This window comes from Megasphaera sp. DJF_B143 (genome assembly GCF_900320625.1).
GTDB lineage: Bacteria > Bacillota > Negativicutes > Veillonellales > Megasphaeraceae > Megasphaera > Megasphaera hexanoica.
Window position 1 is genome coordinate 1 of record NZ_ONTA01000195.1, and the last position, 4,905, is coordinate 4,905.

A 4,905-nucleotide genomic window follows, 5' to 3' on the forward strand; every position below is an offset into this window, starting at 1 on the left:
CTATCAGCGCCAACGAAGAATTCGACTACGTCTGGGTCCGGATTGGTGATGAATATCTGCTCATGGCCAAGGATCTGGTAGAACCGACCATGAAGGCCGGGAAAGTAGAAGACTACGAAGTACTGCCGGATGTCATGAAAGGGAAACAGCTGGAAGGCCTCGTATTCCAGCATCCGCTCTATGCAGATCGCAAAGTGCCGATTATCCTGGGTGATCATGTCACGCTGGAAGCCGGCACCGGCCTCGTCCATACGGCTCCGGACCACGGCGAAGACGACTTCAATGTCTGCATGAAATATGCTGCCTGGGGCCTGAAGCCGCTGGGTACAGTTGATGGAACCGGTTGTTATACCGATAAGGTTCCCGGCTTTGAAGGCCAGTTCGTATTTGATTCCAACGTGCCGGTCATCAAAAAACTGGCGGAAATCAATGCCCTCTTTGCCAAGAGCACGTTCCGTCATCAGTATCCGCACTGCTGGCGCTGCAAACAGCCGATCATTTATCGTGCGACAGAACAGTGGTTTGCTTCTGTCGATGGATTCCGTCAGGAAGCACTCGATGCTATCGACAAAGTCCGCTGGATTCCGTCCTGGGGCCACGACCGCATCTATAATATGATCCGCGACCGCGGTGATTGGTGCATTTCCCGTCAGCGTGTCTGGGGCGTGCCTATCCCTATCTTCTATTGCAAGGACTGTGGTGAACACATCATCAACGATGAAACCATCACTCACCTGCAGAAAATGTTTGCTGAAGAAGGCTCCAACACATGGTGGATGCATGATGTCAAAGAACTTCTTCCCGAAGGCTATAAGTGCCCGCACTGTGGCGGTACAGAATTCCGCAAGGAAGAAGACACGATGGATGTCTGGTTCGATTCGGGCTGCACTCATCAGGGAGTCATGAAAAATGACCCCGATTCCGGTTATCCCGTCGATATGTACCTTGAAGGGTCTGACCAGCATCGCGGCTGGTTCAACAGCTCCCTGCTGACTTCCGTTGCCATCAATGGCATCGCTCCTTATCGTCAGGTCCTGACTCATGGCTTTACCGTCGATGGCGAAGGCCGTAAGATGAGTAAATCTGTGGGCAATACGGTTGCTCCGCAGGAAGTCATCGAAAAATACGGTGCCGATGTCATGCGCCTCTGGGTTGCATCAGCTGACTATCAGGGTGATATCCGCCTCTCGCCGAAAATCCTGAAGCAGCTTTCCGATGTGTATCGTAAAATCCGCAATACCTTCCGCTATCTCCTGGGCAATCTGGCTGATTACAATCCGGCAACCGATGCCGTTGCTTATGAAAACATGTCCGAACTGGATAAGTGGGCACTCATGCGCATGGAACAGGTTCTGGAAACAGTAACCGATGCCTATGAAAACTACCAGTTCCACGTCATGTATCACGCCATCCATAATTTCTGCACGGTCGATCTGAGTGCTATCTATCTGGATATCATCAAAGACCGTCTCTACACGGAAAAAGCCGATGCTAAGATCCGCCGCAGTGCCCAGACTGCTATGTATCATATCCTCGATACGCTGGTTAAAATCCTGGCACCGGTCCTGTCCTTTACGACGGAAGAAGTATGGCAGAATATGCCCGCTGTAGAAGGCAAAGAAGAAAGCGTACTTCTCACGGACTGGCCGGAAAAACATCCGGAATATCTCGATGCAGATATGGAAAAACGGTGGAACACACTTCTGTCCTATCGCAGCGACTTCATGCGTGCTCTGGAAGTCGCTCGTAAAGACCATAAGATCGGCCATCCTCTCGATGCAGCCGTTACGATTTATGCCGATGGCGAAGACTACGACTTCCTCAGCCAGTGGCAGAAACGCCTGGCAACGCTGCTCATCGTCAGTGAAGTCAACCTCGTAAAAGGTGATGCTCCGGCTGATGCTATGGCTGGTGAACACCATGCAGATACGAAGGTTGTCGTAGAACCGTCGTCTCACGAAAAATGCGAACGCTGCTGGAAACATGATGCCAGTGTCGGTTCGGATCCGGATCACCCGACATTATGTGCCCGCTGCGCCGCTGTATTAAAAGAATAATATTTCTCCGGAAATGCCGGAAACAAAAGGACTTGTCGCTGACGACAAGTCCTTTTTGCAACGGTACGGCCATCCGGAGCTGGTACTTATGTGGAGACAATTTAGCATACCCATGTTTGAAAGTTTAGAATTATGCAATGAGAATAACAATTTTATATAACATATATGGATACGAGTATTGACACAGATGCAAGAGAGTAGTATGCTACATACAAGTAAAGACGATGAGGAGGTGATTCATATGGTGATAACTAAGATTTCCATAAAGGAACAGGTCTATGAATATCTGAAGTCATCCATCGTCCGGGGAACTCTTGTCCCGGACACAATTTATTCTGAACAGATGATTGCCGACGAATTGCAAGTATCGCGGACACCCGTACGGGAAGCGATACAACTCCTGAAGCATGAAAATCTGGTCGAAATCTACAGCAATCGCGGCTTTGGCGTCAAAGCTATTTCCTCAGCAGATATTGAAGAAATCATCGAGGCCCGCCTGGCTATTGAAGAATTCGGCATACGAAAACTCGTGCGTGATTACCGCTCTGAAAAAGGGCAGGAAGCATTGCATCAGCTGGAACGGTGCATCGAACAGACGAAGGAAGCGGCGGATTCACATCACCAGTATGAATTTTCCGAATCGGACGTAGCGTTTCACCGGCTGCTGGTCGCCTTTACAGAAAATCCGTACCTGATGCAGGTTTCTGACATGATCCATACGAAGCAGGAACAGGCAACGGTCCATTCGCTCCATGATGCCGACCGTATGGCGAAGGCCATCAGGGAACATGAACGTATTCTGACCTATCTGCATGCCGGAGATGAACCAGGTGCAGTCAGAGCGTTCGAAGAGCATATGCAGGTTACCAGGGAAATTCTGCATGCCGCTGAAACAGTAGCAGACAATTAAAATTTTAGTTATTATATTTGCTGGTCAAGGAGGTCATTATTATGTTAAAAGTAGGGTTTGTAGGTCTGGGAATCATGGGGAAACCGATGGTCATGAATATGTTGAAGGCCGGTATTGATGTCACCGTATCCGACTTGAAACAGGAACTGGTCGATGAAGTCGTCGCAGCTGGTGGTAAATCAGCCGCATCGGTCAAAGAACTGGCAAAAGGCAAAGATGCCGTATTTACCATTCTTCCGACGGCAGCTATCGTACAGGATGTCCTTACGAAAGAAGACGGCATCCTGGCCGGCGTCGATGCAGGTACGGTCGTCGTCGATTGCAGCTCCGTTTCTCCCATCGAATCGAAACAGTGCCGTGACCTGGCAGCTGCCAAGGACTGCCCCTTCCTCGATGCTCCCGTAAGTGGCGGCGAAGAAGGCGCCATCAACGGGACACTGGCATTTATGATTGGCGGAGATGAAAAAGCTGCTGAAAAAATCAAAGATGCCTTCGAAGCCATGGGCTCCAGCTGGATTGTCGTCGGTCCGACCGGCAGCGGTTCTGTCACGAAACTGGCTAATCAGATTATGGTCAATGTCAATATCTGCGCCGTCGCAGAAGCCCTGGTACTGGCCCAGAAAGCCGGCGCTGACCCGAAAAAAGTGTTCGAAGCTGTCCGTTGCGGCCTGGCTGGCAGTACCGTTCTGGAAACAAAAGCGCCGAAGATGTTCAACCGCGATTTTAAAGCCGGCGGTACAATTAAAGTCAACCTGAAAGATATTACCAACGTCATGAATACAGCCCGCGATCTGCAGGTACCGCTCTTCCTGTCCGGAATCGTACAGCAGATCCAGCTCAGCCTTAAACAATCTGGCCACATCATGGACGATCATGCCGGTTACGTTCAGTTCTATGAACAGATTTCCGGTGTTACCGTTAAAACAGAAGAAAAATAAGGCGTGCAGAAGAGGAGACAATCATGGCAAAAGTATTAAAAGAAGAAGTATTCCGTACCCTTCCGGCCGTACAGGTGAATGAAGAAGAAATCACGAAAGAACTGCTGAAAGAATTACAGGAATTCCATAAAAAAATCGTCGTTCTCGATGATGATCCTACGGGAACACAGACAGTGCACGATATTTCCGTATATACGGAATGGACGGAAGATGCCCTGACCCAGGGGTTTGACGAAGCCAATTCGGAATTTTATGTACTGACTAACTCCCGGGCTTTCTCCCGCCAGCACACGACAGAAGTACATCAGACGATAGCACAGCGGGTATCGGCTATTGCCAAGAAGACCGGTAAGGATTTTATCGTCATCAGCCGCAGTGATTCTACGCTGCGCGGCCATTATCCACTGGAAACGCAGGTCCTCAAGGATACACTGGAAGCCAATGGCGCCCCGGTTATTGATGGGGAAGTCCTGATGCCCTTCTTTAAAGAAGGTGGCCGCTTCACTATTGGCAACGTTCATTACGTACAGGAAGGGGAATATCTGGTCCCGGCTAACGAAACGGAATTTGCCCAGGACAGCACCTTTGGCTATACGGCGGCGACCATGCCGGAATACATCGAAGAAAAAACGGGCGGTGCGTATAAGGCAGACAGCGTTACCTGCATTGCTCTGGAAGACCTGCGGGCCGGCAACATAGATAAAGTGGCGGCCCAGCTCGAAGCAGTCCATGATTTCAACAAAGTCATCGTCAACTGCACCGACTATATCGATGTCAAAGTATTTGCCCTGGCATTGCTTAAAGCGATGAAAGCGGGACGCCATTTCATGTTCCGTTCTGCGGCGGCTCTGACAAAAGTACTGGGCGGCGTGTCGGATAAACCGCTTCTGACGAAAGAAGAACTGGTCGTAGCCGGCAATACGAATGGCGGTCTCATCGTCATCGGCTCCCACGTCAAAAAGACGACCCAGCAGCTGGAAAAATTGAAAGAGCTGGATAA

Annotated in this window: 4 protein-coding genes; all 4 read left to right on the forward strand. The window is 50.0% G+C overall.

What is annotated here, in order from left to right:
• A partial coding sequence (gene ileS, locus DBO31_RS06015) for an isoleucine--tRNA ligase (protein ID WP_150824691.1) occupies positions 1-2,057 on the forward strand: 2,057 nt, incomplete at its 5' end.
• 241 nt (positions 2,058-2,298) lie between these two features.
• Positions 2,299-2,967, forward strand: a complete 669-nt coding sequence (locus tag DBO31_RS06020; RefSeq protein ID WP_159897780.1) for a GntR family transcriptional regulator — start codon at positions 2,299-2,301, stop codon at positions 2,965-2,967.
• A gap of 41 nt (positions 2,968-3,008) precedes the next feature.
• Positions 3,009-3,905, forward strand: coding sequence for an NAD(P)-binding domain-containing protein (locus DBO31_RS06025; protein ID WP_075581271.1), 897 nt, complete (start codon positions 3,009-3,011; stop codon positions 3,903-3,905).
• Between the two features lie 23 nt (positions 3,906-3,928).
• Positions 3,929-4,905 (forward strand): four-carbon acid sugar kinase family protein (locus tag DBO31_RS06030; RefSeq protein ID WP_150824692.1); only part of this gene is annotated, 977 nt, incomplete at its 3' end.